The following is a 26,698-nucleotide window of genomic DNA, read 5'->3' as shown; positions in this document are numbered from 1 at the left end:
TTCGTGGCCAAGTTTGACCGAACTTTCGTCCGTTTCGTTTGCTATCGTCGAGTAGAGTCGCAGAAGCAGAGGCTTGGGTTATTCCAAGCATTTGATGAGGCAAGAGATTGCGATTTTGCGCCTTCATGGGCTCTTAAGCAGATTGGCGAGCTTTCTGACTGGTTCCAGCAACACCTCACTGTTCCCAGCCAATTTTCTAGAGGCGGTTGGAAAGGGCGCGGACAACCGGGCCTATCTTGGTTCAAACCCGCAGCCGCCGATCATATCCGCCAAATGCATCAGCTAAAGTTAGCCTTGGAGGCATGCGGCGTGCATGTTGACATTCTGACTACTCGCGATCCAGGCCATATTATCTGGCAAGACGAGTACCAGGTCGTTGCAGAACCCGGAGCACGGAAGTTTTAGCCCCAATGATATTGAGCTGAAAGCTTGGGCTTGCTCACTGTCCTTGCATTCACTCGCAAGTGGCTCCAAATCGCCAGCATGACCGAAACCAAACCCCAACCACCCATGCGCGCCGCGATTATGCCGGTGACACCGCTGCAGCAGAATTGCAGCCTGATCTGGTGCACCAAAACGATGAAAGGCGCGCTGATCGATCCGGGGGGTGATCTCGACAAACTTAAAGCCGGTCTGAAAAAATCCGGCGTCGAGCTGGAGAAAATCCTCATAACCCATGGCCATATCGACCATTGCGGCGAAAGCGGAATTCTCGCCAAGGAAATGGGCGTGCAAATCGAAGGCCCGCATGAGGCGGACCGTTTCTGGATTTCGCGGCTCGACGAAGACGGCGCGAAATACGGCATTCGCGGCGAAGTGTTCGAGCCGGATCGCTGGCTGGAGGATGGCGATACGGTGACGGTGGGTGAGCTCACGCTCAACGTCATCCATTGCCCCGGCCATACGCCAGGACATTTGGTGTTTTTCCACGGGCCGAGCAAATTCGCGATTGTCGGCGACGTGCTGTTTCAAGGGTCAATCGGGCGCACCGATTTCCCGATGGGCAACCATCAGGATCTGATCGATGCGATCACGCAAAAGCTATGGCCGCTGGGCGGGGACGTGACTTTCATTCCAGGCCACGGCCCGACCAGCACTTTTGGCCAAGAGCGCAAGACCAACCAGTTCGTGAGCGATTACGCGCTCAGCTGATTGCAGGCGACTTACATCACACCTGCGGCGATCAGCACGGCAACAATTGCCAGGCCGAGCAATGTCAGCAAAGTGATCACCACACCAGCGACGCGGGTTTTGGCTGCTGTTTCGGCGTCCATCCCGATGGCATGCGCAACCCGGCCGAGAATATAGATGCCGGCCACATAAGCGAGCCATTGGCCGCCTTTGCCGGTGATCTCGATTCCTGCGGCCAATGCCAGCACAAAGGGCGCGCTTTCCACGAAATTGAGCTGCGCGCGCATCCGCCGGATCAATCCGGGATTGCCGCCATCGCCGTGCAGGATTTTCTCTTGCCCGCGCAATTTGCCGATCCGGACCATCAGCCAGATGGTGAGAACGGCCATTGCCGCAGCGGTGCAAAGCGTTACTGGTAAAATCATCGGGAATCCCTCCGTTTAAGTTTCGCTTTGCTACTCATTCTTGCAGCGAATAGCAATGTCGCGGGTTGCGTTGCGGCGAATTTCCTCTATAGCGCGCCCCTTCCCGTGAGAGCCGGGCTTTGATTCCCATGCGCGAGTATTGCTTGTGCAGGGCAGGGCCTTCGCTTAAAGCGGCCCTAACAATCTGCAGTTTAATTCAAGGAACAGGTGCCGCTATGGCTGTCCCTAAGAGAAAAGTTTCGCCGCACCGTCGCGGTATCCGTCGTTCGCATGATTCGCTGAAGCCCGAAGCATTCCATGAATGCAGCAATTGTGGCGAGCTGAAGCGTCCGCACAATATGTGCAACGCTTGCGGCCACTATAATGGACGCGAAATTGTCGCAGTAGGTCTCTAAGACCACACATTGTCCCGGAGTAAACGCCCATGAGCCTCCCGCGTATCGCCGTTGATGCGATGGGCGGCGATGAAGGCGTGCGCGTTATGATCGACGGCGCTGCCGAAGCGCGCCGCCGGCATGACCAGTTCCAGTTCCTGCTGGTTGGCGATGAAGCGCGGATCAAAGCCGCGCTGCAAGATCATCCCAATATGCGCGGTGCATCCGAAATTCTTCATTGCGATGATGTTGTCAGCGGGGACGAGCTGCCGACCAAGGCGCTGCGCCGCGCGAAGACGACATCGATGGGGCTTGCCGTCAATGCGGTAAAAAAAGGCGATGCCGGCGCTGCGGTCAGCGGCGGGAATACCGGCGCGCTGATGGCGATGAGCAAGCTTGCGCTGCGGACAATGCCGGGGATCGATCGCCCTGCGCTTGCGGCGCTTATGCCAACGCTGGGCGATAATGATGTCATCATGCTCGATCTGGGCGCAAATACAGAGGCCGATGCGCGCAATCTGGTCCAGTTCGCGATTATGGGCGCTGCCTATTCGAAAATTCTCACCGGGCGCGATATGCCGCGCGTCCGCCTGCTGAATATCGGGACAGAGGAAAACAAGGGTTTTGACCGGCTGCGCGAAGCGGCGGAGCAGCTTCAGGAAGCGCCCGGCCTCGATATGAGCTTCGAAGGCTATGTCGAATCGGACAAGATCAATCGCGGCGAAGTGGACGTTGTGGTGACCGACGGTTTCTCCGGCAATATCGCTTTGAAAGCGATCGAAGGAACCGCGCGATTTGTGACCGATCTGTTGCGCAATGCCTTCACCAGCTCGCTGCGGTCAAAGATCGGATTTCTGGTGTCGCGCCCGGCAACCGAATTGCTCAAGCATCATCTCGATCCCAACAATCACAATGGCGCGGTGTTCCTTGGCCTCAACGGGGTTGTGGTGAAAAGCCATGGCAGCGCGAGCGCGGGCGGGGTGGCCAATGCCGTCACGGTTGCTGCGCGCTTGCTCGAAGAAAATCTGACGCAGCGTATCAGCGCCGGCCTTGCCGAATTGCAAGCCCGCGACGACGCCGCTTTTGATAATAGCGCGGCCAAGTGATCCGTTCGGTCATCCGTGGCAGTGGTTCTGCCTTGCCTGGCAAGGCTGTCTCCAACGAAGAGCTTTCGCAGCGCGTCGATACGACGGACGAATGGATTGTCGAGCGTACCGGCATCCGCCAGCGCTATATTGCCGATGACGGGGAAACCACATCGTCGCTGGCAACGCAGGCAGCGCAGCGTGCGCTTGAGGCGGCGGGCATGGATGGCAAGGATGTCGATCTGATCGTGCTGGCCACCGCCACTCCGGATCAGACATTTCCTGCCACCGCAACGCAGGTCCAACACAATCTCGGCTGCAATGGCGGCATTGCATTCGATGTCGCGGCGGTCTGTTCGGGCTTTCTCTATGCATTGGGCACGGCCGATTCGATGCTGCGCACCGGCATGGCAAAACGCGCATTGGTGATCGGGGCAGAGACATTCAGCCGCATTCTCGACTGGGAAGACCGGACCACTTGCGTGCTGTTTGGTGATGGCGCGGGCGCGATGGTGCTGGAAGCGCAAGAGGTTGCCGAAGACGGTCCCAAAGACGGCCCAGGCGTTCTGTCCACCAAGCTGCATGCGGACGGCAAGCATAACGAATTGCTCTATGTCGATGGCGGGCCTTCGACCACCGGGACGGTCGGCAAATTGCGCATGAAGGGCCGCGAGGTTTTCCGCCATGCGGTGGTTAATCTGTCCGATGTTCTCAAGGAAACGCTCGCCGCGTCAGGGCATGCTGCGGCTGACATCGACTGGGTGGTACCGCATCAGGCCAATGCCCGCATTCTTGACGCAACCGCGCGCAAGCTGGGGCTGCCGGCGGAGAAGGTGATTGTCACCGTGGACCAGCATGCCAATACCTCTGCCGCTTCGGTGCCATTGGCGTTCGATGTTGGCATCCGGGATGGCCGGATCAAGAAAGGCGATCTGGTCATGTTTGAAGCGATGGGCGGCGGATTCACCTGGGGTGCATCGCTGGTGAGAATGTAATCCGCAATATTGTTGCGTTTTTTGCACCAAATTATTTGCCCAAAAGGGCGAAAGCAGCTACGTACATACCTTAATTCCGAAAAACCTGGGTCGCGCCGGTAAGGGAGAGAGCGAATGTCTCGTTCAGTAAACACACTGACAAGAGCCGATCTGGCAGAGACGATTAATCGCAAAATGGGATTCTCGCGGGCCGAGTCGCTGGACCTGGTGGAAGCGATCCTTGCGCATATGTGTGATGCCATGTCTGACGGGCAGAATGTGAAGATTTCCGGCTTTGGAAGCTTCATCCTGCGCGACAAGAAAGAACGTATCGGCCGCAACCCGAAAACCGGCGTTGAAGTGCCAATCACCCCGCGCCGGGTCATGACTTTTCGCGCCAGCCAGCTGCTGAAAGAGCGTATTGCCAAGGGATAAATGGATGAGCGCCCAATTCGAAGACGGAAAAGACGAAGGCGCGCTCCGCACGATTGGTGAAGTCAGCAAAGCGCTGGATATCAAAACCCATGTATTGCGTTATTGGGAACAGCAATTCCCGATGCTCGAACCGCTCAAGCGGAGCGGCGGGCGCCGTTATTACCGGCCCGAAGATGTCGAGCTGATCGAAAAAATCGACAAGCTGGTGAACCGTGACGGCTATACTTTGAAAGGCGCTCAACAAGCGCTGGAAGACGGCAAGGGAGAGGATGCTCCGCCACCCGCTCCTGCTGCGGAAACGGAACATTCACCCGCTGCGGCACCTGCTGCGGCCCCCGCAATTGACCCCGCACCCATTGCGCCACCAGCGGAGCCGGTCGTTCCGGCAGAGGTGATTGCCCAACTCAAAGGAATTCGCGCCCGCCTGGTGGCGGCGCTGGACGCTTAAATCCGCATCCCGGCAAGGGCGCCCGAACTTTCTGCTACTGCGCCGCGACCAGTTCCTCGGCCACATCCAGATCGACACTGACGAGGCGGGAGACGCCCTGTTCGACCATTGTCACGCCGAACAGGCGATGCATCCGGCTCATCGTTACCGCATTGTGCGTGACGATCAGATAGCGCGTCTTGGTTTCCTTGCTCATCGCGTCGAGCAGGTCGCAGAACCGGTCAATATTGGCGTCGTCGAGCGGCGCGTCGACTTCGTCCAGCACGCAGATCGGCGCGGGATTGGTCAGGAACAGCGCAAAGATCAGCGCGATGGCGGTCAGCGCCTGTTCTCCGCCCGAAAGCAATGTCAGAGATTGCAATTTCTTGCCCGGCGGCTGCGCAAATATCTCCAGACCCGCCTCCAGCGGATCATCGCTGTCGATCAGTGCCAGATGGGCCTGGCCGCCATTGAACAGCCGCGTGAACAGTCGGCGGAAATGCGTGTCGACTTGCTCGAACGCGGTTTTCAGACGCTCGCGCCCCTCGCGGTTCAAACTGCCGATTGATCCGCGCAGCCGGTTGACCGCCTCGTGCAATTCTTCCTGTTCGGCTGCGCTTGATCCGTGCTCTTCTTCGAGTTTGGTCAGTTCTTCGGACGCCACCAGATTGACCGGTCCGATGCGCTCACGGCTCGCGGTAAGACGCTCCAGCTCCTCGCTTTCGAGCCCCGAATTCTTGACCTCGTCGGCGTCGAATTCAAACTTGTTGGCGAGCATCGGCGGCGGGCATTGGAAGCGTTCGCCAGAGACGCGCGCCATTTCCGTCCGGCGCGCTTCTTCGCTTTCCGCGCGGGCGGACAGGCCGGCACGCGATTCGCGTGCGGTGGCGAGTGCTTCAGTGGCTTCGGCGAATGTCCGGTCGATTTGCTGCGCCGTTTCCTGCGCGGCGGCAACCACGGCTTCGGCAGCGGCGAGATCCTTGGTCAGCCGTTCGCGCACCGCATCGCCTTGCTCGATCTCGCGCATCAGCCCTTCAGGCTTTGCCGCGAACACCGCGCGTTCCTCTTCGATTTCTTCGAACCGGCGCGCCATATCGGACAGCCGCTGCGCCGCCTCGCCCGATCGCGTTTGCCAGTTGGCCATGTCGCTGCGCTGCGCCGCAGTCCGCTCGCGCGCGACCGCAAGCGCTTGATCATGCGCGGCCAAAGTCGCGGTGGCGGCCTGAAGCGCCGATCGCGCGACATCGTGTTTGGAGCCCGCGGCTTCCAATGCGGCCCGGCCGGTATCGGGCGCGGGAAGCTCTCTGCGCTTTGCCTTTGCCTGTTCAAGATCGGCCTGGGCAAGCTTTGTCTGCTCGGCCAGATCGGCCTCTGCGGTGTCGAGTTCCTGCAATCGTGAAGCGAGCCGTTCGCGCGCCACTTCTGCCTGATCGAGCGCGCGCAAAGCGTGCCGCTCGGCCTCCGCCGCTTCGCCAACCTCGCGTTCGCGCGCTACCAATGCCGTCTGCAAAGCCGCCAATTGGCCCTGCGCCTCTGCCTGCGCTGCCTCTGCATGTTCGGATGCGGTGCGTTTTGCGGGCAGCTCCGCCTCAAGCTCGGCAAGACGGTTTTCGGCTTCCAGCCGGGCCGCTTCGGCTGCGCCTTCACCGCGCGCGACGAAGCCGTCCCAGCGGCGCAGATGCCCGCCGATGGTGACGAGCCATTCGCCTGGGCCCAGCTTGCGGCCATCATCGCTTTCGGCGACATGGACCAGCGCCAGACGGGCTTTCAGCTGCGCGGGGCAGGATGTGACATAGGCGGCAAGACTATCGGCGACAGCTTTGGGGGCATCGCTGCCCGTCCAGAAACGTCCTTCGCCTTCGTCGGATGGAGTGCCCAATGGCGACTTCGCATCGCGGCCCAGCGCGGCAGCCAATGCGCGTTCATAGCCGGGCTTGGCGCGCACTTCATCGAGAGCGGCAGGCAGGCCCTTGCGCTGCGTGCGTTGCCTCTCGCGCGCATCGCGATCGCGCACCAGCGCATTATATTCGCGTTCGATCCCGGCCAGTTCGGCCTTCGCCGCGGCAAGCGCGGTTCCGGCTTCATCGCGCGCGGTTTGCAAAGCCTGCTTGCTTTCGCGTTGCTGCTCCAGATCGGCGCGCAGTTTGGACAGCGTGTCGGCGGCCTGCTCGGCATCGCTTTTGGCTTGCGCAACCGCTTGCGCGGGATCGCCCGCTTGCGACAGCGACGCGCGCGTTTGCGCCTGCCGCTCGCTTTCGGCATTCAACCGGTCGAGACGCGATTGGGCCTGCGCAACTTCTGCTTCGGCAACGCGCCATTCGGCTTCGACGCCTGCCTGATCGGCGGTCGCCTTGGCCAGCGCCAGTTCCGCAGCGCGTCCGGCGCGTTCTGCTTCTTCGAGCGCTTCTGCCAGCGCAGGGCGGCGCTCTTCATCGGCGCTGAGCGATTTTTCGCTTTGGGCCAGATCCTTCTCAAGCCGTGCCAGCGCTTCGGCGGCGTCTTTGGTCAGCCGGTCCGCCTCGCCGCGATCTTCCTCCAGCCGGGATTTCTGCCGGTCGAGATCGGCCAGCCGCTGCTCTGCGGCTTCCAGTTGCGATGTGAGCGCGGCCATCCGGTGGCCATGCGCGCTGGCATCATCGCGCCGGTCGGCCTGTTCCTCGCGCGCTTCGGACAGCGTTTTCGCCGCGTCATGCTGGGCCTTTTGCGCTGCGTCGGTGGCTTCCTTGGCGGCGGTAACGCGTGCCTCTGCCGCCTGCGCCTGCTCGCGCGCAGCATCGGCCGCTGCTGCCGCATCGCGCCACCGTGCAAACAGCACGCGGGCCCCAGCAATCGTAATCTGGTCGGTCAGCTTGGTATAGCGTTCAGCCTGTTTGGCCTGCCTGCGCAGCGACGCCATCTGCGTGTCGAGGCCCGCCATCAGGTCCTCCAACCGCTCGAGATTTTTCTCGGTCGAACGCAGCTTGCTCTCGGCATCGCGGCGGCGCACGTGAAGCCCGGCAATGCCAGCGGCCTCTTCGAGCATTTGCCGGCGTTCGGTCGGCTTGGCGGCAATGACTTGCGCGATCTTGCCCTGGCTGACCAGAGCGGGGCTATGCGCACCGGTTGCGGCATCGGCGAAGGTCAGCGAGACATCCTTCGCCCGCACATCATTGCCGTTGACGCGGTACGCACTACCTGCACCGCGTTCGATCCGGCGCATCACGTCCAGGTCTTCGCCGTCATCGTCTTCGGCGTGGAGAACAACCTCTGCGAAATCGCGCGGCGGGCGTTGCTCGGTGCCGGCAAAAATAACGTCGTCCATTCCGCCCGAGCGCATCGATTTGGGCGAGTTTTCGCCCATCACCCAGCGGATCGCTTCGAGCAGATTGGATTTGCCGCAGCCATTGGGCCCGACAACGCCGGTCAGTCCCTTTTCGATGCGCAATTCGGCTGGCTCGACGAAGCTTTTAAAGCCGCTGAGCTTGAGCCGTTTTATTTGCATCGCTGCTGCCGTTCCCCCCGTCAGTCGCCGCTTTAGCGTGCGCCCGCGCGTTGCAGGATCGGTTCAAGACCGGGCCACTGGTTCACGTCCAGCTTGCGGCCATTGAGGAAGAATGTCGGCGTCGCATTGACGCCCAATTCGTTCGATTGCGCGGCGGAGCGTTCGGCAATTGCTTTCACATTGTCGACATCGGCGAGACAAGTCTGCGCCTGATCACGCGGAAGGCCGCGGGCCTGGAAGAAGCCGAACAGGCCGGCGGCCTCGGCAATCGCGACGTAGCGTTGCTCTTCGGGCATTTCCATCGCCTGCTGCAAGGCTTGGCCATTGCTCTGCGCGCCGCCCATCACTTCATTGAAGCTCGCCCATGCCTGATCGGCGCGCGGGATAAAGGCGGCGGGTTCACCGCAGCGGGCCATTGTCGAAATGACCAGATCGATCGGATCGCGCACCAGATTGCGCAATTCGTAGCTGACCCGGCCGCTGTTCACATATTCTTCCTGCAGCGGCGGCCCACCTTGGACGCTGAACTGTGCGCAAGCGCCGCATGTGTGCGAGGCATATTCAACCACTTTCAGCGGCGCATCGGGATTGCCCAGAACATAGCCGCCTTCTTCCGAAACATTGACCACTTCGGTCCATGCAGTGCCTTCAGGCGCTGCAATCGGGGCGATCTGCGCGCCTTCTTCCACGCCAACATCGTCGGCTTCGGAATTGCATGCGGCCAAACCCAATGCGAGCGGCGCAGCGAAAGTGGCGAGGGCGATTTTGCGAAGAATGGTCATATCGGGTCTATATCCGTAAAAATGTTGGTGGAGGCTATACGAAGGGGCGGGCGGGTAAAGCACTCGATAGCGCTATCCACAGTTTGTCCCAAGACTTGTGCCTTAAAAATTCGCGTTGAGGACAGGCTCCAGCGCCTGCCATGAATGGACGTGATCCAGCAATTCGCCGTTGATCGCAAAGCTGGGAGTGCCCCGGACCTTATATTCGGCAAAATCGGCGAGTGTGTTGGCTTCCAGTCTTTCGGCTTCCTTGTCGTCCGACAGGCATCGGTCAATCTCGGTGCGGGTGTACCCGCGCGTTTCCATCATCTGGTAATATCCGGCATCGCTGGCAATCGCGCGTCTGGCGGTCGGACCGTCGGCGGAGGACCAGCGAAGCCTTTGCCCCAAAGTCGAATTCTCGAACACTTTCAGCCATTTGTCCTGGGTGCTCATGAAATAGGTGTGATTGCGCATGAACTTGTCAGTATCGCCGCAGCCGACCAGCAGCGAGATGGTCAGATCAACATCATTGCGGATTATGCTGCGGATTTCGAGCTGGACGGTTCCCTGGCCGATATAGGCCAATTGCAAAACCGGTTCGCCCTTTGCGGCAAAGCTGGCGCAATGCGGGCAGGTATAGCTGACAAATTCGGTCAGCTTCACTTTCGCCTCCGGATTGCCGATCTGGTGGCTGCGATCTGTCTTCACCACCGCGGCATGCCAATTCTGGTTGGCCCCGATGGTTAGCAAGGCAGCGCCGACAAGAAAGACCGGGCGAAGCAGATTTTTCAAAGCCTTGGGTTCCTATTCGATAGCGTCGATGTCGTCATCGCTCTGGTTTCCCAGACTGCGCGCGAGCGATTCGAGCACTGTACGCAATTCCGGATCGCCGACATCGCGCAGGCTGTCCCCCAATTCCATCGGGATCGGCTTGAGCGAAGGCGGTGCCTTCGCGCGGCTGTTATCGCTCGGCGGGTTAACCGCACCTTGCCGGATTTTGGCCTTGATCACCGCCTGATAGCCGAAGAAGCGGTTCACCCGCTCGATAATCTCCGGAATGACGTGCTGGATCAGCGGCGCATGGGCGGGAACCACGACCAGTTGGAGAATGCCGTTTTCCTTGTCGCCCGGCGGAAAGCGGATCGATTCGGGGGCGCAGACCTTGGCATGGGTTTCGCCGACGATTTCCGGCCAGCGGGTGACAACAGAAGACTGGACGAAGCCGAAGCGGCGGAATGCGGTGCGTCCGATTTGCGGCATCAATTCGGAAATGGGTTTGGCCGGTCCGCCGCGCGCGCGCTGCCATTGCTTGGGCTTGGCGCGCCGCTTCGCAGGCACTTTCTGTGCAGGTTTGTCTCCGTCGCGTTCCATCGTGCTGCGCGCCATGCCATAGGCGCGGCGTGACCGCCAGTATGGAAACAATCAGCGACAAACTGCTCGCATGGTACGATGTGCATGCGCGCAGTCTGCCCTGGCGCGCGCGGCCCGGGTCGCCCCTGACCGATCCCTATCGTGTGTGGCTGTCCGAAGTGATGCTGCAGCAGACCACCGTTGCCGCGGTAAAGCCCTATTTCGCCAAATTCACCGAACGCTGGCCTTCGGTGGAAGCGCTTGCGCAAGCGCCGGAGGAAGATGTGATGGCTGCGTGGGCGGGGCTGGGATATTATTCGCGGGCGCGCAATCTGGTGAAATGCGCGCGCGCAGCGGCCCGGATGGGCGGTTTTCCCGAAACCGAAGTGGAGCTTGTGAAACTGCCCGGTGTGGGGGCCTATACCGCCGCCGCGATTGCCGCGATTGCCTTCGGACAGCGCGCGGTTGTGGTCGATGCCAATGTAGAGCGGGTGGTGTCGCGGCTGTTTGCAATCGCGCAGCCATTGCCCGCGTCGCGAAAGACAATCCGCGAAAAAGCTGGCGCTATCACTCCCGATGATCGCGCGGGTGACTTTGCGCAGGCGATGATGGATCTGGGCGCAGGCATCTGTGCCGCGCGCGATCCCGATTGCGCCTTGTGTCCGCTAGCGGCGGATTGTCAGGGCTATGCTTCTGCTGACCCCGCCCGCTTCCCGATCAAAGCCGCGAAGAAGGCCAAGCCGGTGAGGCAAGGCACCGCCTATTGGATCGCGCAAGGCGGCAAAGTCTGGCTGGTAAGAAGGGCCGATAAGGGCATGCTGGGCGGGATGCGCGCCTTTCCCGATGACGGCTGGCGCGCTGGTGCCGATGGCAGTGGAACGGCGCCGCTCGCGGGGGAAGGCGAAACTCTGGGCATCGTGCGCCACAGCTTTACCCATTTCTCGCTGGAAATGGCGGTGGTGAAACTGGACAGTGACCATTCACCCGGCGAGCAAGCGGGCGAATGGTGGCCCATCGATGATCTGGAAAGCGCCGGCTTACCGACCCTGTTTGCCAAAGCCGCCAGTCTGGCAGCCGCGCAGGATTAGAGTATCCCGCCGCCCAGACTAAGGCGCACGACCGCAATCAGGCCGACAATCAGGCAGAAATTCCTGCCTCCATCGCGCGATGACAAGGCGCCAAGAACCACGCCGATCACGATCACCGGCAGTGCCAGCCAGTTTGCCCAGCCAAGCAATGGGATGGTCGCCGGAATGACCACGATGAGCGAGATGATACCGAGGAGGTAAGAGAGTATATTCAGCATGTGTATTACATAGGTATGACACCGAGCGGTTTCAAGAGCGAGCTGTCCTGTAATTGACCGTTCAGTCTGCTTCCCCCAATAGGGCAATCAAATTTCAAAAGAGGACCTGTCTATGGCTTACGGTATGTTTGAAGCAGATCAGCTGTCGCGTCGATCGCTGCTGCGTGGCGGCGCGATGCTGGGTGTGGGTTCGGCGCTTGCGGGTTTCCCGATGGGAACCGCCGCTTTCGCGCAGGTGGACAGCACCACATGGCCGATCATCCGCGGCAAGATCAGTGAATATGTCGGCGGGGGCAAAGTCGCCAATATGGTTGCCGCTTTGGGGTGGGGGCAGGATCCCTTTGAACTTATCAGTCAGGGAACTTTGCAGATTGACGGATTGACCCCTGCAAATGCCGACTCGCTTTATCGCATCTATTCTATGACGAAGCCGATTACCGGCATTGCCACGATGATGCTGGTCGAAGATGGCGAGCTCACGCTCGACACGCCGCTGGCGGAAATCCTTCCCGCTTTCGCCAATATGCAAGTGCAGAAGGAATATGATGGCGCGATTACAGAGGACAATCTGGAACCGGCAAATGGCCCCATCACAATCCGCCAATTGCTGACTCATACGGCGGGTCTGGGATACGGCATTGTCCAGACCGGCCCGATCAAACAGGCCTATGAAAGCAACGGCGTCAGCCCCGGCCAGGTCAGCCGGATACCGATCCCCGGAATTGGCCGCGCGGAGCCAGCCGAAAGCCTGGAAAAATTTGCCGACGAACTGGCAAAGCTCCCGCTGGTCTATCAGCCGGGGACCAAATGGAGCTATTCGGTCGGCCTCGACCTTCTGGGCCGGGTGATCGAAGTTGTGTCGGGAATGTCTTTCGATGCGTTTCTGTCGCAGCGGCTGTTCCAGCCTTGCGGGATGGACAGCACATGGTTCAAAGTCCCTGCAAGCGAAGTCAGTCGCTTCACCACCAATTACGCCATTTTCAACGGCATACCATTGCCGATCGATCCGGCGGCGGGTTCGATCTATCTCGATGATCCGGCATTCCCCTTCGGCGGTGCAGGGCTGGTCAGCAGCCCCAGCGATTATGACCGATTCCTGCGGATGCTGGTCGGCAAGGGCGAGATTGACGGGACGCGCGTGATGGAAGCGAGCACGGTCGAAATCGCCACCAGCGATATTCTGCCAAGCACGGCCGATGTTACCGGCACCTGGGTAGAGGGGCAGAGATTCGGCGCTGGCGGGCGTGTCACCGGAACCGCATTCGGTTGGGGCGGCGCGGCTGGTACGGCTGCCTTTGCCGATATGGAAAGCGGGCTGCGTGCGGCGATGTTCACCCAATATATGCCTTCCAACGCTTATCCCATCCAGCAAGACTTCCCCAGATGGGTGTTGCAGGATCTGGCGAAGATGCAGAGTGATGCCGCCGCTGCTGAGGCCGCCGAGGCCGTCGATCCAGCCGACGGTGCTGCACAGCCGGCCGAAGCCAACAACTCGTAAACCGTCATGCTCGCATTTACCGGATCGCGGCTTGACCGCGCTGACAATATCCGCGCCAATCCGGATGAACTTGCCGGGTTGATGAACTGGAAGGCGCGGTTGCTCAAATTGAGCGGCCTGATGCCCGAGATGGACGATGCCGGCTCGCTCGCCTGGGGCACGCTGGCCGATGCAGCCGAGGATGCGGAACTGGTGTTTCTCGGGCTGGATGAGGGGAAGGCCTGTTTTGCCGCGGTCCCGCCAGAGGGCGATTCCAGCCCGCGCATGGCCAATCCGCAGCTTTGGTCGCTGATGGCGACGCTCAGGGCGGATGACCTTGCGCTTTATGGCGGCGCGCGGAGCATTGTCGATTGGCATGCGCGGCACCGCTTCTGCGCGGCGTGCGGCGGTGCAACCAAAATTGCCAAGGGCGGCTGGCAGCGGACCTGCACAAGTTGTTCGACCGAACATTTTCCGCGCACCGATCCGGTAACGATCATGCTGGTGGAGCATGAGGGCAGATTGCTGCTGGGCCGCGGTCTGGGATGGCCGGAGCGTGCCTATTCCGCGCTGGCAGGCTTTGTCGAGCCGGGTGAAAGCATCGAAGAAGCGGTGGCGCGCGAAGTGTTGGAGGAATCGGGCATTGTCGCCAAGGAAGTGGGCTATATTGCCAGCCAGCCTTGGCCGTTCCCCTCACAATTGATGATGGGGTGCTATGCCATCGCGGAAAATGATGAAATCACGCTCGACACCACCGAACTTGCCGATGCCCGCTGGTTCACCCGCGATGAAGTCGCCGCTTCGATGAACGGCGATGCCGATGCCCCGATGAACACGCCGCCCAAACAGGCCATCGCGCATCATCTGCTCAATTGGTGGCTGGAGAAGCACGCATAATGCCCCAAGAAACCGCTGGCGCACTCCGCAAAATGACGATCGACATCTATTCGGATGTCATGTGCCCGTGGTGCATCATCGGATATGGGCAATTGCAGAAAGGGCTCGCCGAACTTGCAGGCGAGATCGAAGCGGAGATCCGCTGGCGGCCGTTCGAACTCAATCCTGACATGGCGGCGGAGGGCGAGGAACGCTCCGAACATATCGCGCGCAAATATCGCCGCTCTGCCGAGGAAACCAAAGGCATCCAGAACCAGATGCGCGAAGTGGCCGAACAAGCCGGAGTGTCGCTCGATTACGAAGCAGCCCAAGGAGATGAGGGCGAGGCCCCTCCGGCGATGATGTGGAACACATTCGATGCGCATAAAGTGCTCAGCTGGGCGCTTGCGGCGGTAGGTCCGGCGCAGCAGACCAAGCTGAAGCTCGCTCTGTTCGAGGCGCATTTTAACCGGCGCCGCAATATCGGGCAGCGCGATGTGCTGCTCGATGTAGTGGAGGAAACGGGGCTGGATCGAAACGCCGCCGAGGCCTCGCTCGATGATCCGCGCATGGCGCAGCATGTCCGCGCCGAACAGGCGCAGGCATTTGATCTCAATATCACCGGTGTTCCGGCGATGATTGTCGATGGCAAGATGATGATCCCCGGTGCGCAAGTGCCCGAAGTCTATGTCAACGCGCTACGCCGGGTGGCGGAGAAGTTTCCGCAATGATGCCGCGTTCCGCATAGCGGCGCGAAAAATTTTCCTATCAAACCCGTTTGACTGGCAGAGCCGCGCAGCTAAACCATTGGCAAAACAATGCAAAAAGGAAAATCCATGCGTGCTGCTCTGATCCCGTTCGTTGCTATGCTCCTGCTTGCCGGCGGGGCCGCGCACGCACAGCCGGCAGGCGGCTCTGATCAAGAAACCGCGCAGCAAGAGCAGGTGAACAGAATTCACAGCGCGGCAGCCATTCACGAATACAATGAGAAGTGCGGCGGCCTGACGCTTGAGGGCAGAAACTATCTCTACAATATTTTTGGACGCTTCCGGTACAACGACGAAATCAAGAATAGGATTGCCTCCGCAGCAGATGACGTTGATCGTCTGGGCTGCGCGAAAATTCGCAAGGACTATGAAGGCACTTTTTCGAACATCAACGGCTCTGGCGACAATAAGTTGATCCAATTGTCGTTCTTCCCGGCTTCTTGTTGGAAGGATGGCCCAGTTCCTGCGACACGATTGGAGCAGGCCATAAAACGTCAAATTCCCGAAGCGGATAGATCTGCCGAATTGAACGCAATTCGCCAATCTGTCGAAAAGCTGGTTGCGCCCCTTGTTGATCCGCAAGATCCCCAGCGCTGCAGCAGCGAGCTGACCAGAAACACTAGCATCTACGATCTGCGTCGTTCCTACAAAATGCTGGCCGTAATTGGTCAGCCATTGGTGAAGGATATTCGGGATTTCACCGCCGCGAAGGGGCTGCGGCTTGGCCAGAATTCGGGATATATCGTACAAAGTACCAAATACAGGACCCGCGCAGGAACAAGCTTTGTTATGAAAATGCGTAAGGGGGGCGGTTTAGAGTTTCACACGGTCAAATTGGGTTCAAGAGCAGCGATCACAAGTGTCGTAGCGGAGGTCGTGAGGAGTGATCCTGAGCCTGGCTCTCTTGGTCGAATGGTATGGGGCGTGGAACCTTCATCCGATCTTCGCTTCACCCGAACCGCGCCGGGTGTGTGGGCCTTGTCGCCCAGCCAGACAAAAATTTTGTTGAGCACGGACAAACCATACGAATTGAAGATTGTACGGCCCGATGGCCATATCGACCGCCGATCACCGCTATCGGTCGGGCAATCCCGAAAGGGGCTGTTTCAGATCAGCAGTCTTGCCGATGCGCATGAATGGGCGACCGCGACAAGCCGGTAAGGACAACGGGCCGTGTTGCGCGTCGGCCGCAAGCGATCGCCACTACCTAGGTGCGAGTAAGGTCAGGCGTCACCACCATGCGATTGCGGACCGTTATGTGCCCGCAATCGCCTCGCTGTAAGGGTGGTGATGAATGTGACGCGCGCATGATCGTTGCAGTTATGCGCGCGTCACCATCCGGTTAGTCCGGCTTAGTATCCGTCAACGCTTTTGCTGACCAGAATGTTGACCGCCACGCGGCGGTTCTGTGCCTTGCCCGCTGCGGTGGCATTGCTCGCCGCCGGGTCGGCTTCGGCCATGCCCGTCGGGGTCAGCATCCGGTAGGGTTTCCAACCGCATTGCTGCTGCAGATAATTTACCACGCGCCCGGCGCGGCGCTCGCTCAGCGCTTGGTTGACCTCGTAGCTGCCGGTTGAATCGGTATACCCGACCACCAGCAGCAGCGCGTTGTCCATGCTGCCAGCCTGCGCCGCTGCAGAGCAAAGCTCGTTGCGCGCCCGGGCAGAAAGGCTGTGCTTGCCGGTGTCAAAATAGACATTGGTCGTGCCTTTGACATTGTACTGGTCAATATCGCCGAAACGCCCGCGCAGTGCTTCGGTGGCTGCCGCATTCTGGCTGATCGCCGCGCCCTGTTCGCCAAAGCGTTGTTCGGTGCCGTTGCGGATCATCGAAGCGGTTTTGAGATCCTTGCTTTTCAATTCCACTTCGCTGGCGACCAGATTGCCGCCCCACTGCACCGTTTCGATCGAAACCGGCAGGCCGTTGAGCAGCGCATCGGATTCAAGCCGGTTGCGGCTGAGGCCTAGGAAGCCACCTGTGGATTTGATTGTGGTGCCTTCGCTGATCAAAATCGAAGTGTTTGATCCATCGACCGTCGTGATCTGTAATTTTTCACCGCGACGCGCGGAGATAAATCCGTCCACATCGGGGCCCTGATCCATTCCTGAAAGATCTGCGGGAGGTAGGCCGGTGACCACCAATTGGGCGTCTGCCATCGCGGAGTCGGGTTGATAGGAAACAAGTTCCTGCGCCGATGCAGCACCCGCCAGAGGCATGGCAAGCGCGGCGGACAACAGCAGAAGTTTGGGCTGGGTTGGGGTAATTCTCATTGGGCGATTCCTTGAATAAACTTTGCCCGGGATGCGTTTACGCGGCCATTGATCCGATCCTGCCGCATTCACTCCCTGGCATTCAAAATCCGTCCATTGCGGAAGCTTGCATTTCTGCGGGTGCGCACAAATGTAAAATTCCGATGCCGCTGCCTGTTGGTTCCACCCTGTCGCTGCGATGAACGCATGGGCCGCCAAGGGCCATTCCGCGGTTCATTCGAGCATGAGCTGCGGCGAACCGTTCTTTTGCAACAGGAATTTGTCGGGGCTGGGGGCGGTGAAGGGCGCGTTAGATCAGGCCCAACCGCTGCAATTTGCCCATCATCTTGCCGGGCATCACATCGTCCACACGCTCGTTCTCGTCGAGATCGCGCGGGGCGTCTTCATCGCTCAGATAGCGCCAGCCCTGATGCGCGCGTTTGGGGCGCGCTTCGACAGGGATCAGCACCGGATCGAGCTGGATATGCCAACGCCCGTCTTTCGCGCGGAGAAAGCCAAGAATGGGCGAACGCGCGACCAGCGCGTGGTTGAGTATCCAATAGAGTGATCCGCCGACCATTTCTTCATGCCGTTTGGGCAGATAGCGGGTGGTCATCAGAAATTCGTCACGCTCGACAAACCAGCTGGCCAGATCATCCCAGCTTTTCGCGCCGAATGCGATTTTGGTCATGTGGAGGGGCATCTTGCGGTTAAACCCTCACGATCCGTTTGCTTCGCAAAATGCTTCCATCTCGGCGTCGATGGCCGTGGCAAGGTCTGGATTGTAAACAATGAAATAGAGATCGGGCGCATCGATATCGTCGATATAGGCAGAGAATTTCAAATTCTCGTCCTGCCCTTGAAAGCGGACGGTCAGATCGCAGCCATAGGCGGAATCGTGCTCGGTCGCTTCGATCCGGCTTACCAGATGGTCGATTGCCAAACCCAGCGAGAGCTTGGCATTGAGCTGTTCGAGAAACGGCCGGACATGCTCCATGTCGAAATTCATCGAGGCTTCGTGCGCTGCCACTTTGTCGCTCTCCCTTGCTTACGCGGCCAGTCCTGCTGCCACCGCGAGGCCGAGGAAGGCGAAGAAGCCCATCGAATCGGTGATCATCGTGACAAACACCGAACTGGCCACCGCAGGGTCCTGTTTCAGCCGTTCGAACATCACCGGCACCAGCACACCGGCAAGGCCGGCCACAACAATGTTGATGATCATCGCCACCGCAATCACTGCGCCGAGCATGGGGGTGAACAGAACCGCTGTAGCGGCCCCGATCAATGTCGCAATGGTCGCCCCGTTGAGCAAGGCCACGCGCATTTCGCGCCACAGGATGCGGCCGGTATTCGCCTCGGTCAGCTGGTTCATCGCAATTGCGCGGATTGACACCGCCATCGTCTGCGTGCCCGCATTGCCGCCGATGCTGGCGACAATCGGCATCAGCACCGCCAGCGCAACCAGCTTTTCAATAGCCGCGCCGAAATACCAGATGATCACACTGGCGACGAGCGCGGTGCCGAGATTGGCGATCAGCCACAGCACGCGCGCTTCATAGGCTTCGCGAATTGGCTCGTTAATGTCGCCATCACCCGCACCCGACATCAGCAGCGCGTCTTCGCTTGCCTCTTCGGAAATGATGTGGACCACGTCATCGACGGTCATTTGCCCGACCAGCCGGCCGTTTTCATCGACCACCGCCGCCGAAATCAGCGCGTATTTCTGGAACATCAGCGCGACTTCTTCCTGATCGATCATGTCGGGGATCAGCGTCTGGTCGCGCTTCATCACATCGGCCAGCGCGATATGGCGCGGGGTCCGCAAGATCCAGCTTAGCTGGCAGGTGCCGACCGGATGATGTTTGTGGTCAACCACGAAGACTTCGTAGAAATCATTGGTCAGATCGACACCCGAATTGGCTTCATCGCGAAGAAAATCGATCAGGCTGCCCACGGTCATATGTTCGGGAACCGCCACGAATTCGCGGCTCATCAGACGACCGGCGGTTTCTTCCGGATAGGCGAGCGCGCTTTCGATCGCGACCCGGTCATCATCGTCCATTTCGGCGAGGACAGCCTGTTGGTCTTCCTCGTCGAGATCTTCGATCATCTGGACCGCGTCATCGGTTTCCAGCTGTTCGGCGATGGATGCAACCGCCTCTGCGGGCAGCGCTTCCATCATGTCTTCGCGCACGTGATCGTTGAGTTCGGCGATCACATCGCTCGACATCAGATCGGTAATCGCCTCGGCCAGCGCGCGCCGTTCATCGGCATCGCACAATTCGACAAGGTCGGCGATGTCGGCGGGGTGAAGCGGCTCGACCAGGTCATAGACCTGCGACTTGTCGCCTTCTTCCAGCGCATCGCGCACCGCGCGCACATAATCGGCTTTCAGCGTGTTTTCTTCGTCCAGCCGTTCGTCATCGATCCGGTCATCGGGGCGCACTTCGTCATCTGCCGGATTGTCCGCCAGCATCAGATCGCCATCCTGATCGTGATTTTGCGCCATGTGGCTCGTCTAAGCGGTGGAGGCTGAAAAGCAAGGTGACAAACGGCGCCGGCGGGTGACACTTGCTGGTGACTTTGCCGCGTCAGCCCCTATATCGGGCACCAAATTAAAGGAGATTACAGAATATGGCGGACCAAAAACTTACCCTCTCGCTCGACTCGGGCGGCGTTGTCGTGATCAAACTGCGCCCCGATCTGGCCCCCGGCCATGTCGAACGGATTACCGAACTGGCCAGCGAAGGTTTCTATGACGGTGTCGTGTTCCACCGCGTGATTGATGGGTTCATGGCGCAAGGCGGCGACCCGACAGGTACCGGTATGAGCGGCAGCGACAAGCCCGATTTGAAGGCCGAATTCAATTCCGAACCCCACGTTCGCGGCACCTGTTCGATGGCGCGCACCCAGGTTCCTGACAGCGCGAACAGCCAGTTCTTCATCTGCTTCGATGATGCGCATTTCCTTGACGGCCAATACACCGTCTGGGGCCAGGTCGAGAGCGGCATGGAACATGTCGATGCGCTGCCCAAAGGCGAACCGCCAGCGACGCCGGGCAAGATCGTCAAAGCGACGGTTTCCTAAATCAATGTGGTCGGGTTAGGGCGCAGCGCAATGGCTGTCCGCATATTTGCGGCGCTGCTCGGCGCGCTGGCGCTCTCCGGCTGCATTACGCCGCTTCCCGACCTCACCCAATCGCGTAGTCCGTGCCGGAGCGATCCGGGCGGCTGGTGCGATTTTGTCCGCGAGGCTGCGGCGCAGAGTTACGTCTATGCGATGCTCAGCTCCAACGCCTATGACGACGAAGACAGCTACGATCTGCCCGTCTGGCTGGCCGAGCGGCAGGCGGCGGATAATGACGGTAGCGGCCTCGCCTATTCGGTGTTTAACCGTTTTGCGGCCCAGGGCGGCAAACGCGGCGCGTTGAAAGCGCGCATCATTGCCTTTCGCGGAACCGAATTCGGATCTGCATCGGATATTTTCTCCGGTTCTTTCGGAAGCAGCCAGAAAGAGGGCGCCCGTTCTATCTACGCCGCCGAAAGGGCGCTGCTCGATTTAGAGGGGAACGGCGATATCCCGATCGTGGTGACCGGCCATTCGCTGGGCGGGGCGCTGGCCACGCAGATCTCGATCGAACATCCCGATGTGCGTGCCTATGTGTTCAACACATCGCCCTTTTTCAGCGGCGATCCGGCGGCGAATGACATGAACCGGCTCGCCGTGTCCGAACGCGGCGAATTTCTGCGCGTGCTGCGCAAATACAAATCCGCCCCTGCGGCCGATATGCTGGTGATCAATTGCAACCCGTCGCAAAGCGCAAGCTCGAAACATTCGATCCGCAAACTGGCAGATTGCCTGACATGGATCGCGGCCTATAGCGATCCGGCGGCATGGGATCTGCTGGAACCCAATGCCATCCGCAAGCCAGAGGTCGAATGCGGCGATGCGGACAAGGTGCATCCCGGGGCGGAAAAGTCTGACGGCGCTGGCCGCTGTGTCCACCAACTTGCGCCGGAAGTGGACTAGCCAATCATCCCGCAGCGCGGGTCAGCATCAGGCTCGATTCGTCGCCAGCCCCCTCGGGCCCCCAATATGTTTCTGACCGGATCAGCGAACCGTCTTCCTTCACCGACAAATGCAGATCGTGTTGATATGATTCCTTCGAATCGAGATCGGTCGCGTCCTGAAAAGTTAAGCGGATCCCGCCATCCAGCGATAATCCGGCGGCCAGCCTGGGTTGATTGCCTTGCGGGCAATAATGCGTGGCCAGAAGCCTGTCCCCGTCCATGTGATAGATGGTTAGCGAATGCATGCGGTCACCGGCCATCCATTTTTCGACGATCACCGATCCGCCGGCGGTGGCCTCGAAATGGATTTTGAGCACGTCATTGCCTTCGACATCCCACTTGCCGACAAGCGAAGTGATCGCGGAGAATTGCTGTGCCGGGGTGGCTGCTGTCGGGGTTTCTTCGGCGGAATTTGCGCTGACGGGAAGTGCACACAGGCCCATTGCGAGAGCGAAACTGATTTTGTGAAACATTGCGGTCAATCCCCTATAGCCCGGTCTGTGATAGCCCAGCCTTTTAAAGCCCCGTCTGCACCAGCCAATCGTGGAACAGTCTGACGGGGCGCGACTGGAGAGCCTGAGGCTTGCAGATAAACCAATAGCTGTACGGGCTTTCGACTTCCGTATCCCACAAATGCGCGAGACGGCTGTCGGCGGCGCGCTTCATGTGGTCATCATGCATGATCGCGATGCCCAGACCCTGCGCGGCAGCTTCCAACATCAGCTGGCCCGAATCGTAATGGTCAATCGCGGCCGGTTCCATCAATTCCAGCCCCAGCGCTTGTTTCCATGCCTCGAAACTGACCGGGAGTTCGTTGTGGATCAGGAAAGTCTGCTTGGACAGCTTTTCAATATCGGGGGTGGGGCCCATCGACTGCGCGGTTTCGACGCTGCAGATCGCGTGGACCATATTGTGATCGAGCCGCACCGCGTGAAAACCGGTATCCGGCCCGCGCGACAGGATGATCGCCGCGTCGAGCGTGTCGCCCACGCGGTCGTCCAGATGCGGGCCGGTATCGATATCGATATGCAGCAGCGGATGGCGTTTGCGCAATTCGCCCAGATGCGGGAACAGGCGCTGGCTGCCGAATAGCGGCAAAACACCCAGCCTGAGGCGCAGGAGAGACAGATTTTCCGACTGGTTTTCGATTGCCATGGCCAGCGCATCGAGCGGTTCGGCAACGGCATCGTGGAAAGCCTGCCCTTCATCGGTCAGCTGCATCGCCTGCTTGGCGCGGGTGAACAGTTTGCGACCGGTAAATTCTTCAAGATTGGTGATCCGGCGCGAAAGCGCGGACGGGCTGAGGCCCAGTTCCTCGGCTGCCGCGCGCGCGGAACCAAGGCGCACGGTGCGCATAAAGGCTTCGAGAGCGCGGAGAGGAGGCAATCTGCGAGTCGGCATGTGAATCCTATTCACTACACCTACGCATAATCGTCAATTTAGTTGCAGAAAATCGAACCTTTTTCTGCACTTCTACCCGTTTTCCGCCTGATCTGTGTCGGTCGGGGGGTGCAGCCTTATGCGTTTGACATGCGTTTCATCGGCAGCCGTAATCTCTATCTGCCACCCGCTTGGATGTCGCACGATGGCGCCCACTTGCGGGACTTGTTCGGCCAGTACGAAGGCCAATCCGCCCAGCGTATCGACGGCCTCTTCCACTTCGGCGAGGCGGCTGTCGACCTGCTCGGCGACATCGTCCAGCTCTGCACGCGCATCGCAATCCCACATGCCTTCGCCGATGGGTGTGATGAGATCGGCGGCAAGCTCGTCATGCTCGTCTTCGATTTCGCCGACGATTTCTTCGACCAGATCTTCGATAGTGATGATCCCGTCAGTGCCGGAAAATTCGTCGAGAACGATGGCCAGATGCATCCGCGCGGCGCGCATATCAGCCAGTACGTCGATCGCGCTGCGCGTTTGCGGGACATAAAGCGGCTGCCGCATCAGCGTGGTCCAGTCCGCCGGCGGTTTCTTGCCATTGGCCAGAAACGGGAACACGTCCTTGATATGGACCATGCCGATCACATGATCGAGCTGCCCGCGATAGACGGGCATGCGCGAATGGCCGTTTTCGGAAAAATGTTCGACCAGCTCATCCCAGCTCGCATCGGCGGAGACCGCAATTATTTCGCCACGCGGGACAGAAACATCGTCCGCGTCATGCTCGCTGAAATGGAGGAGGTTGCGCAGCATTTGCCGTTCGACACCCGACAAATCGCCATTGCTGGGCGTTTCCTCGTCGTCGTTGGGATTCTCGCCCTCGTGCTCGTCAATCTTCTCTTCCAGCTGCGCGCGCAGGGAACGATCGCCATTGTCGGCACCAAATAATTTCCGGATCGCGGGCCACAGCCCGCCGCTACTGTCCGCCTCTCCGGCGGAATTGTCGATGTCGGGCATGGCCCTTCGTGGGTACTCCTAAAGTTCTCGATCCCCAAACGAGTCGGCATATGGGTCCGCAATACCTATACGCGCAAGTGCTTCGATCTCCAATCCCTCCATATGCTCGGCATCCTCGGTGGATATCTCGTGGTCATAGCTCGCGAGATGGAGCATTCCGTGAATGATAAGATGCGCAGCGTGGTGCTCTAGCGCGACGCCCTTTTCATCCGCTTCGCGCGCGCAGGTTTCATAGGCGAGCGCGAGATCGCCAAGCAGCACCGGCGGTCCTTCCGGTTCGAGTGCAAGAAGCTCTTCCCGCGAAAGCATCGGGAATGACAAGACATTGGTTGGCTTGTCGCGCTCTCTCCATTCGCGGTTGAGAGTGTGGACTTCGGCATCGGTGGTGAAGAGGAGGCTGGCAGACAGGCGCGCGTTAGCTAGTTCGGGCGCGCTTTCGGCCACCGCATGAGAAGCGCGTTCTGCCAACGCTTCCCAATCGGCTCCTGGCCAACCTTCGATGTCGATTTCTAAATCCATCGTCATTGCGAGCGTAGCGAAGCAATCCAGAACGGAGCCCTTAACTCCTCTGGATTGCCGCGTCGCTGTGCTCCTCGCAAAGACAGTGAATTAAGCATCCGGCCCTTCATAGGCCTCGACGATCCGCCCAACGATCGGGTGGCGGACCACATCGGCGCGGGTGAAGCGGGTCACGCCAATGCCTTCGACATCTTCCAGACGGGCCACCGCATCGGCCAGTCCGCTCATCCGGTCGCCGCCGGGAATATCGACCTGCTTGGGGTCGCCGCACACCACCATCCGGCTGTTCTGGCCGAAACGGGTGAGGAACATTTTCATCTGTTCGCGCGTGGTGTTTTGCGCTTCGTCCAGAATAACGAAAGCATCGGACAAAGTGCGCCCGCGCATAAAGGCAATCGGGGCGATTTCGATTTCGCCGCTTTCGATCCGGCGCTCAACTTGCTCGGGCGGCATGCAATCATACAGCGCATCGTAAAGCGGGCGCAGATAGGGATCGACCTTGTCTTTCATATCACCGGGCAGAAAGCCGAGCCGTTCGCCCGCCTCGACCGCCGGACGCGACAGGATCAGGCGCTGCACGCTGCCGGTGATAAGCTGGCTGACCGCCTGCGCCACCGCGACATAGGTTTTGCCCGTGCCCGCCGGACCAAGCGCGAAAATCACATCATCATGCGCAAGCTGCTGCATATAGCTGGCCTGCATGTGAGAGCGCGGAACAATCGTCTTGCGCCGCGTGCGGATCATGATTGGCGGGACGTCTTTTTCGCCATTCACAATCCCGTCCAGCGTGGGCTCGTTCGACATTGCGATGACCGATTCGATTGCACCCGCATCGAGATCCTGCCCCTGTGACAGCCTGTCATAGAGCGCCTGCAACACGTCGCGTGCGCGCGCCACGCTGTCTTCGGGCCCCTCGATATGCAGCGTATCGCCGCGCGCAGAGATGAACACGCCGAGGCGGTTTTCTATCTGCACCAGATTGGCATCGAATTGTCCGAAGAGCGGAACCAGCAGCGATTGGTTCTCGAAATTCATATCCACCTGTGCGCGGCGAATTTCGCGCTGGGGGACGGGAGGTTTTGACACCGCCGGTTCGGCGGCCGAAGATTTGCGAGCCATGCGTTCCTATGGTTGGCCTTTGATTGGCGTTTCCTAACTAACGCAGAAGATACGCCGAAAGGCGGCGGAGGCAAGCTAGGCGCATCGCGATGGTGGTGGAAAGTCACAAGACTGTAACTTCCAGGAGACTCGCGATCAGTCGATCAGCCGCCCGCCCAGCGATTGCTGGCCCGCCTGGATCAGCTCGACTTTCACCAGATCGCCCATCTGGACATCGCCGGTGAAGTGGACCGATTGCAGCCACGGCGACTTGCCCAGCCATTGGCCCTCGCGCTTGCCTTTGCGTTCGATCAACACTTCGCAGACCTTGCCGACGCTGGCATCGTTGAAGGCCTGTTGGTCGCGGCGGAGAGAGGCTTGCAGGCGCTGCAGGCGTTCATCCATCACTTCCAAGGGAACCTGATCCTCCATCGTCGCGGCGGGGGTGCCGGGGCGGGGCGAATATTTGAAACTGAATGCCTGCGCATAGCGGACTTCATCGACCACTTTCAGCGTGTCTTCGAACTCTGCGTCGGTTTCGCCGGGGAAACCGACAATGAAATCGCCCGACAAGGCCAGATCGGGCCGCGCAGCGCGGAACCGGTCGAGCAGTTTGAGATAGCTGTCCGCAGTGTGGCTGCGGTTCATCGCCTTGAGCACGCGGTCATTGCCGCTTTGCACGGGTAGATGGAGATAGGGCATCAGCTTGTCGATCTCGCCATGCGTATCGATCAGCTCGTCATCCATATCGGCCGGGTGGCTGGTGGTGTAGCGGATGCGCTTGAGATCGGGGTCTTTCGCCAATTCGCGGATCAGACCGGCCATGCCCAGTCTGCGGCCCTTTTCATCTTCTCCGGTCCACGCGCTGACATTCTGGCCGAGCAACGTGATTTCCTTTGCGCCGGCTGCAACCAGTTTCTTCGCTTCGTCCACCAAAGCGCTGTAAGGGCGCGAGATTTCCGCGCCGCGTGTATAGGGTACAACGCAATAGGTGCAGAATTTGTCGCACCCTTCCTGGATCGTCAGGAAGCTGCTCGGCGACACCCGGCGGCGGCTGGGCAGTTCTGCAAATTTTGCGTCCGCAGGCATATCGGTGTCGGTCGACCGTTCACCGCTGACCGCAGCGTCAATCATGCCGGGGAGCCGGTGATAGGCTTGCGGGCCGACCACCATCGACACCGCTGGCGCGCGGGCCATGATCTCTTCGCCCTCTGCCTGCGCGACGCAGCCTGCAACCGCGATCATCGGCGCTTTCTTCTGCGTTTTGCCTTTAGTCAGCCGGCCAATATCCGAATAGACTTTCTCGGCTGCTTTCTCGCGGATGTGGCAGGTGTTGAGCACCACCAGATCGGCGTCCTCACCCTCTGGCGCTTCGGTGATGCCCTTTTTGGCCAGCATTTCCGCCATTCGCTCGCCATCATAGACGTTCATCTGGCAGCCGAAGCTTTTGACCCGATAGGTCTTAGGGGGCGCAGTCTTTTGCATGGGCGCGG

Annotated in this window: 30 protein-coding genes; 14 read left to right on the top strand and 16 right to left on the bottom strand. The window is 59.8% G+C overall.

Features of this window, described 5'->3' with window-relative positions; translation table 11 throughout:
- Window positions 1–3 precede the first annotated feature (3 nt).
- Together GRI41_RS07820 and GRI41_RS07815 are read left to right on the top strand one after the other, a co-directional pair.
- Window positions 4–405, top strand: coding sequence for a hypothetical protein (locus GRI41_RS07820; protein WP_160604212.1), 402 nt, complete (start codon window positions 4–6; stop codon window positions 403–405).
- A gap of 78 nt (window positions 406–483) precedes the next feature.
- Complete coding sequence (locus GRI41_RS07815) at window positions 484–1,152, top strand: MBL fold metallo-hydrolase (protein WP_328600527.1); 669 nt, start codon at window positions 484–486, stop codon at window positions 1,150–1,152.
- Between the two features lie 11 nt (window positions 1,153–1,163).
- On the opposite strand, the gene GRI41_RS07810 is transcribed toward GRI41_RS07815, so the two are convergent.
- Window positions 1,164–1,556 (bottom strand): MAPEG family protein, encoded by a 393-nt coding sequence (locus tag GRI41_RS07810; RefSeq protein ID WP_160604210.1) that lies wholly within the window; start codon window positions 1,554–1,556, stop codon window positions 1,164–1,166.
- A 215-nt stretch (window positions 1,557–1,771) separates the two neighbouring features.
- Here GRI41_RS07810 and rpmF point away from each other — a divergent pair, with 215 nt between their 5' ends.
- The 5 genes from rpmF to GRI41_RS07785 all read left to right on the top strand — a co-directional run bounded on the left by rpmF (window position 1,772) and on the right by GRI41_RS07785 (window position 4,872).
- Window positions 1,772–1,951 (top strand): 50S ribosomal protein L32, encoded by a 180-nt coding sequence (rpmF, locus tag GRI41_RS07805; RefSeq protein WP_160604208.1) that lies wholly within the window; start codon window positions 1,772–1,774, stop codon window positions 1,949–1,951.
- 29 nt (window positions 1,952–1,980) lie between these two features.
- Window positions 1,981–3,036, top strand: a complete 1,056-nt coding sequence (gene plsX / locus GRI41_RS07800; protein WP_160604206.1) for a phosphate acyltransferase PlsX — start codon at window positions 1,981–1,983, stop codon at window positions 3,034–3,036.
- Window positions 3,033–4,010: a beta-ketoacyl-ACP synthase III gene (locus tag GRI41_RS07795; protein WP_160604204.1), complete on the top strand. Its 978-nt coding sequence runs from the start codon at window positions 3,033–3,035 to the stop codon at window positions 4,008–4,010. Before plsX ends, GRI41_RS07795 begins: the two co-directional genes overlap by 4 nt.
- A gap of 114 nt (window positions 4,011–4,124) precedes the next feature.
- Complete coding sequence (locus tag GRI41_RS07790; RefSeq protein ID WP_202388674.1) at window positions 4,125–4,424, top strand: integration host factor subunit alpha; 300 nt, start codon at window positions 4,125–4,127, stop codon at window positions 4,422–4,424.
- A 4-nt stretch (window positions 4,425–4,428) separates the two neighbouring features.
- The gene (locus GRI41_RS07785) at window positions 4,429–4,872 is read left to right on the top strand and encodes a MerR family transcriptional regulator (RefSeq protein WP_160604202.1); all 444 of its coding nucleotides are present in this window, start codon (window positions 4,429–4,431) and stop codon (window positions 4,870–4,872) included.
- A gap of 34 nt (window positions 4,873–4,906) precedes the next feature.
- Here GRI41_RS07785 and smc read toward each other — a convergent pair whose 3' ends face one another.
- The 4 genes from smc to GRI41_RS07765 all read right to left on the bottom strand — a co-directional run bounded on the left by smc (window position 4,907) and on the right by GRI41_RS07765 (window position 10,467).
- Window positions 4,907–8,332 (bottom strand): chromosome segregation protein SMC, encoded by a 3,426-nt coding sequence (gene smc / locus GRI41_RS07780; protein WP_160604200.1) that lies wholly within the window; start codon window positions 8,330–8,332, stop codon window positions 4,907–4,909.
- A 32-nt stretch (window positions 8,333–8,364) separates the two neighbouring features.
- On the bottom strand, window positions 8,365–9,114 hold the full coding sequence (locus GRI41_RS07775; protein ID WP_160604198.1) for a thioredoxin domain-containing protein: 750 nt from the start codon (window positions 9,112–9,114) through the stop codon (window positions 8,365–8,367).
- 102 nt (window positions 9,115–9,216) lie between these two features.
- Window positions 9,217–9,888 carry a DsbA family protein gene (locus tag GRI41_RS07770; protein WP_160604196.1) on the bottom strand — a complete coding sequence of 224 codons (672 nt, stop codon included), beginning with the start codon at window positions 9,886–9,888 and terminating at the stop codon, window positions 9,217–9,219.
- 12 nt (window positions 9,889–9,900) lie between these two features.
- On the bottom strand, window positions 9,901–10,467 hold the full coding sequence (locus GRI41_RS07765) for a DUF721 domain-containing protein (RefSeq protein WP_160604690.1): 567 nt from the start codon (window positions 10,465–10,467) through the stop codon (window positions 9,901–9,903).
- A 29-nt stretch (window positions 10,468–10,496) separates the two neighbouring features.
- Here GRI41_RS07765 and GRI41_RS07760 point away from each other — a divergent pair, with 29 nt between their 5' ends.
- Window positions 10,497–11,534, top strand: a complete 1,038-nt coding sequence (locus GRI41_RS07760) for an A/G-specific adenine glycosylase (RefSeq protein ID WP_160604194.1) — start codon at window positions 10,497–10,499, stop codon at window positions 11,532–11,534.
- Here GRI41_RS07760 and GRI41_RS07755 read toward each other — a convergent pair.
- Window positions 11,531–11,752 carry a hypothetical protein gene (locus GRI41_RS07755; protein ID WP_160604193.1) on the bottom strand — a complete coding sequence of 74 codons (222 nt, stop codon included), beginning with the start codon at window positions 11,750–11,752 and terminating at the stop codon, window positions 11,531–11,533. The two genes, GRI41_RS07760 and GRI41_RS07755, sit on opposite strands and share 4 nt — an antisense overlap.
- Window positions 11,753–11,864: 112 nt before the next feature.
- Between GRI41_RS07755 and GRI41_RS07750 the strand changes: the two genes are divergently transcribed.
- The 4 genes from GRI41_RS07750 to GRI41_RS07735 all read left to right on the top strand — a co-directional run bounded on the left by GRI41_RS07750 (window position 11,865) and on the right by GRI41_RS07735 (window position 16,033).
- Window positions 11,865–13,250 carry a serine hydrolase domain-containing protein gene (locus tag GRI41_RS07750; protein ID WP_160604191.1) on the top strand — a complete coding sequence of 462 codons (1,386 nt, stop codon included), beginning with the start codon at window positions 11,865–11,867 and terminating at the stop codon, window positions 13,248–13,250.
- A 6-nt stretch (window positions 13,251–13,256) separates the two neighbouring features.
- Entirely contained in the window at window positions 13,257–14,126 is an 870-nt protein-coding gene (gene nudC / locus GRI41_RS07745; protein WP_235901090.1) for an NAD(+) diphosphatase, read from the top strand.
- Window positions 14,126–14,836, top strand: a complete 711-nt coding sequence (locus tag GRI41_RS07740) for a DsbA family oxidoreductase (protein ID WP_160604189.1) — start codon at window positions 14,126–14,128, stop codon at window positions 14,834–14,836. Before nudC ends, GRI41_RS07740 begins: the two co-directional genes overlap by 1 nt.
- Before the next feature lie 87 nt (window positions 14,837–14,923).
- Complete coding sequence (locus tag GRI41_RS07735) at window positions 14,924–16,033, top strand: hypothetical protein (protein ID WP_160604187.1); 1,110 nt, start codon at window positions 14,924–14,926, stop codon at window positions 16,031–16,033.
- Between the two features lie 191 nt (window positions 16,034–16,224).
- Here GRI41_RS07735 and GRI41_RS07730 read toward each other — a convergent pair whose 3' ends face one another.
- The 4 genes from GRI41_RS07730 to mgtE form a co-directional block, all read right to left on the bottom strand.
- The gene (locus GRI41_RS07730) at window positions 16,225–17,142 is read right to left on the bottom strand and encodes an OmpA family protein (protein WP_160604185.1); all 918 of its coding nucleotides are present in this window, start codon (window positions 17,140–17,142) and stop codon (window positions 16,225–16,227) included.
- A gap of 289 nt (window positions 17,143–17,431) precedes the next feature.
- A complete protein-coding gene (locus tag GRI41_RS07725) occupies window positions 17,432–17,824 on the bottom strand; it encodes a DUF1489 family protein (protein ID WP_160604183.1) in 393 nt (130 codons plus the stop codon).
- Window positions 17,825–17,839: 15 nt separating this feature from the next.
- A complete protein-coding gene (locus GRI41_RS07720) occupies window positions 17,840–18,151 on the bottom strand; it encodes a hypothetical protein (protein ID WP_160604181.1) in 312 nt (103 codons plus the stop codon).
- Window positions 18,152–18,169: 18 nt separating this feature from the next.
- The gene (mgtE, locus tag GRI41_RS07715) at window positions 18,170–19,630 is read right to left on the bottom strand and encodes a magnesium transporter (protein WP_202388673.1); all 1,461 of its coding nucleotides are present in this window, start codon (window positions 19,628–19,630) and stop codon (window positions 18,170–18,172) included.
- A 125-nt stretch (window positions 19,631–19,755) separates the two neighbouring features.
- Between mgtE and GRI41_RS07710 the strand changes: the two genes are divergently transcribed.
- Entirely contained in the window at window positions 19,756–20,208 is a 453-nt protein-coding gene (locus GRI41_RS07710; protein ID WP_160604179.1) for a peptidylprolyl isomerase, read from the top strand.
- Window positions 20,209–20,238: 30 nt separating this feature from the next.
- The gene (locus GRI41_RS07705) at window positions 20,239–21,150 is read left to right on the top strand and encodes an alpha/beta fold hydrolase (RefSeq protein ID WP_160604177.1); all 912 of its coding nucleotides are present in this window, start codon (window positions 20,239–20,241) and stop codon (window positions 21,148–21,150) included.
- 4 nt (window positions 21,151–21,154) lie between these two features.
- Here GRI41_RS07705 and GRI41_RS07700 read toward each other — a convergent pair whose 3' ends face one another.
- The 6 genes from GRI41_RS07700 to miaB all read right to left on the bottom strand — a co-directional run bounded on the left by GRI41_RS07700 (window position 21,155) and on the right by miaB (window position 26,690).
- Complete coding sequence (locus GRI41_RS07700) at window positions 21,155–21,664, bottom strand: hypothetical protein (RefSeq protein ID WP_160604175.1); 510 nt, start codon at window positions 21,662–21,664, stop codon at window positions 21,155–21,157.
- Window positions 21,665–21,707: 43 nt separating this feature from the next.
- A complete protein-coding gene (locus GRI41_RS07695; protein WP_160604173.1) occupies window positions 21,708–22,592 on the bottom strand; it encodes a LysR substrate-binding domain-containing protein in 885 nt (294 codons plus the stop codon).
- A 72-nt stretch (window positions 22,593–22,664) separates the two neighbouring features.
- Complete coding sequence (locus tag GRI41_RS07690) at window positions 22,665–23,588, bottom strand: hemolysin family protein (RefSeq protein WP_160604171.1); 924 nt, start codon at window positions 23,586–23,588, stop codon at window positions 22,665–22,667.
- Window positions 23,589–23,606: 18 nt separating this feature from the next.
- On the bottom strand, window positions 23,607–24,107 hold the full coding sequence (gene ybeY / locus GRI41_RS07685) for an rRNA maturation RNase YbeY (protein ID WP_160604687.1): 501 nt from the start codon (window positions 24,105–24,107) through the stop codon (window positions 23,607–23,609).
- Window positions 24,108–24,197: 90 nt separating this feature from the next.
- The gene (locus tag GRI41_RS07680) at window positions 24,198–25,226 is read right to left on the bottom strand and encodes a PhoH family protein (protein WP_160604169.1); all 1,029 of its coding nucleotides are present in this window, start codon (window positions 25,224–25,226) and stop codon (window positions 24,198–24,200) included.
- 135 nt (window positions 25,227–25,361) lie between these two features.
- A complete protein-coding gene (gene miaB, locus GRI41_RS07675) occupies window positions 25,362–26,690 on the bottom strand; it encodes a tRNA (N6-isopentenyl adenosine(37)-C2)-methylthiotransferase MiaB (RefSeq protein WP_160604168.1) in 1,329 nt (442 codons plus the stop codon).
- Window positions 26,691–26,698: the final 8 nt, after the last annotated feature.

Origin of the sequence: Pontixanthobacter aquaemixtae, from assembly GCF_009827395.1 — a bacterium.
Classification (GTDB): domain Bacteria; phylum Pseudomonadota; class Alphaproteobacteria; order Sphingomonadales; family Sphingomonadaceae; genus Pontixanthobacter; species Pontixanthobacter aquaemixtae.
The sequence above is the reverse complement of the archived record's forward strand: the minus strand, read 5'-3'. Positions and strand labels throughout refer to the sequence as shown.

What these genes read in the sequence shown, in the direction of transcription:
- GRI41_RS07815 (WP_328600527.1), top strand. Translation starts at nt 484, where the DNA reads ATGACCGAAACCAAACCCCAACCACCCATGCGCGCCGCGATTATGCCG.
- GRI41_RS07810 (WP_160604210.1), bottom strand. Translation starts at nt 1,556, where the DNA reads ATGATTTTACCAGTAACGCTTTGCACCGCTGCGGCAATGGCCGTTCTC.
- rpmF (WP_160604208.1), top strand. Translation starts at nt 1,772, where the DNA reads ATGGCTGTCCCTAAGAGAAAAGTTTCGCCGCACCGTCGCGGTATCCGT.
- plsX (WP_160604206.1), top strand. Translation starts at nt 1,981, where the DNA reads ATGAGCCTCCCGCGTATCGCCGTTGATGCGATGGGCGGCGATGAAGGC.
- GRI41_RS07790 (WP_202388674.1), top strand. Translation starts at nt 4,125, where the DNA reads ATGTCTCGTTCAGTAAACACACTGACAAGAGCCGATCTGGCAGAGACG.
- GRI41_RS07785 (WP_160604202.1), top strand. Translation starts at nt 4,429, where the DNA reads ATGAGCGCCCAATTCGAAGACGGAAAAGACGAAGGCGCGCTCCGCACG.
- smc (WP_160604200.1), bottom strand. Translation starts at nt 8,332, where the DNA reads ATGCAAATAAAACGGCTCAAGCTCAGCGGCTTTAAAAGCTTCGTCGAG.
- GRI41_RS07775 (WP_160604198.1), bottom strand. Translation starts at nt 9,114, where the DNA reads ATGACCATTCTTCGCAAAATCGCCCTCGCCACTTTCGCTGCGCCGCTC.
- GRI41_RS07765 (WP_160604690.1), bottom strand. Translation starts at nt 10,467, where the DNA reads ATGGAACGCGACGGAGACAAACCTGCACAGAAAGTGCCTGCGAAGCGG.
- GRI41_RS07755 (WP_160604193.1), bottom strand. Translation starts at nt 11,752, where the DNA reads ATGCTGAATATACTCTCTTACCTCCTCGGTATCATCTCGCTCATCGTG.
- GRI41_RS07750 (WP_160604191.1), top strand. Translation starts at nt 11,865, where the DNA reads ATGGCTTACGGTATGTTTGAAGCAGATCAGCTGTCGCGTCGATCGCTG.
- nudC (WP_235901090.1), top strand. Translation starts at nt 13,257, where the DNA reads ATGCTCGCATTTACCGGATCGCGGCTTGACCGCGCTGACAATATCCGC.
- GRI41_RS07740 (WP_160604189.1), top strand. Translation starts at nt 14,126, where the DNA reads ATGCCCCAAGAAACCGCTGGCGCACTCCGCAAAATGACGATCGACATC.
- GRI41_RS07735 (WP_160604187.1), top strand. Translation starts at nt 14,924, where the DNA reads ATGCAAAAAGGAAAATCCATGCGTGCTGCTCTGATCCCGTTCGTTGCT.
- GRI41_RS07730 (WP_160604185.1), bottom strand. Translation starts at nt 17,142, where the DNA reads ATGAGAATTACCCCAACCCAGCCCAAACTTCTGCTGTTGTCCGCCGCG.
- GRI41_RS07725 (WP_160604183.1), bottom strand. Translation starts at nt 17,824, where the DNA reads ATGCCCCTCCACATGACCAAAATCGCATTCGGCGCGAAAAGCTGGGAT.
- mgtE (WP_202388673.1), bottom strand. Translation starts at nt 19,630, where the DNA reads ATGGCGCAAAATCACGATCAGGATGGCGATCTGATGCTGGCGGACAAT.
- GRI41_RS07710 (WP_160604179.1), top strand. Translation starts at nt 19,756, where the DNA reads ATGGCGGACCAAAAACTTACCCTCTCGCTCGACTCGGGCGGCGTTGTC.
- GRI41_RS07705 (WP_160604177.1), top strand. Translation starts at nt 20,239, where the DNA reads ATGGCTGTCCGCATATTTGCGGCGCTGCTCGGCGCGCTGGCGCTCTCC.
- GRI41_RS07700 (WP_160604175.1), bottom strand. Translation starts at nt 21,664, where the DNA reads ATGTTTCACAAAATCAGTTTCGCTCTCGCAATGGGCCTGTGTGCACTT.
- GRI41_RS07695 (WP_160604173.1), bottom strand. Translation starts at nt 22,592, where the DNA reads ATGCCGACTCGCAGATTGCCTCCTCTCCGCGCTCTCGAAGCCTTTATG.
- GRI41_RS07690 (WP_160604171.1), bottom strand. Translation starts at nt 23,588, where the DNA reads ATGCCCGACATCGACAATTCCGCCGGAGAGGCGGACAGTAGCGGCGGG.
- ybeY (WP_160604687.1), bottom strand. Translation starts at nt 24,107, where the DNA reads ATGGATTTAGAAATCGACATCGAAGGTTGGCCAGGAGCCGATTGGGAA.
- GRI41_RS07680 (WP_160604169.1), bottom strand. Translation starts at nt 25,226, where the DNA reads ATGGCTCGCAAATCTTCGGCCGCCGAACCGGCGGTGTCAAAACCTCCC.
- miaB (WP_160604168.1), bottom strand. Translation starts at nt 26,690, where the DNA reads ATGCAAAAGACTGCGCCCCCTAAGACCTATCGGGTCAAAAGCTTCGGC.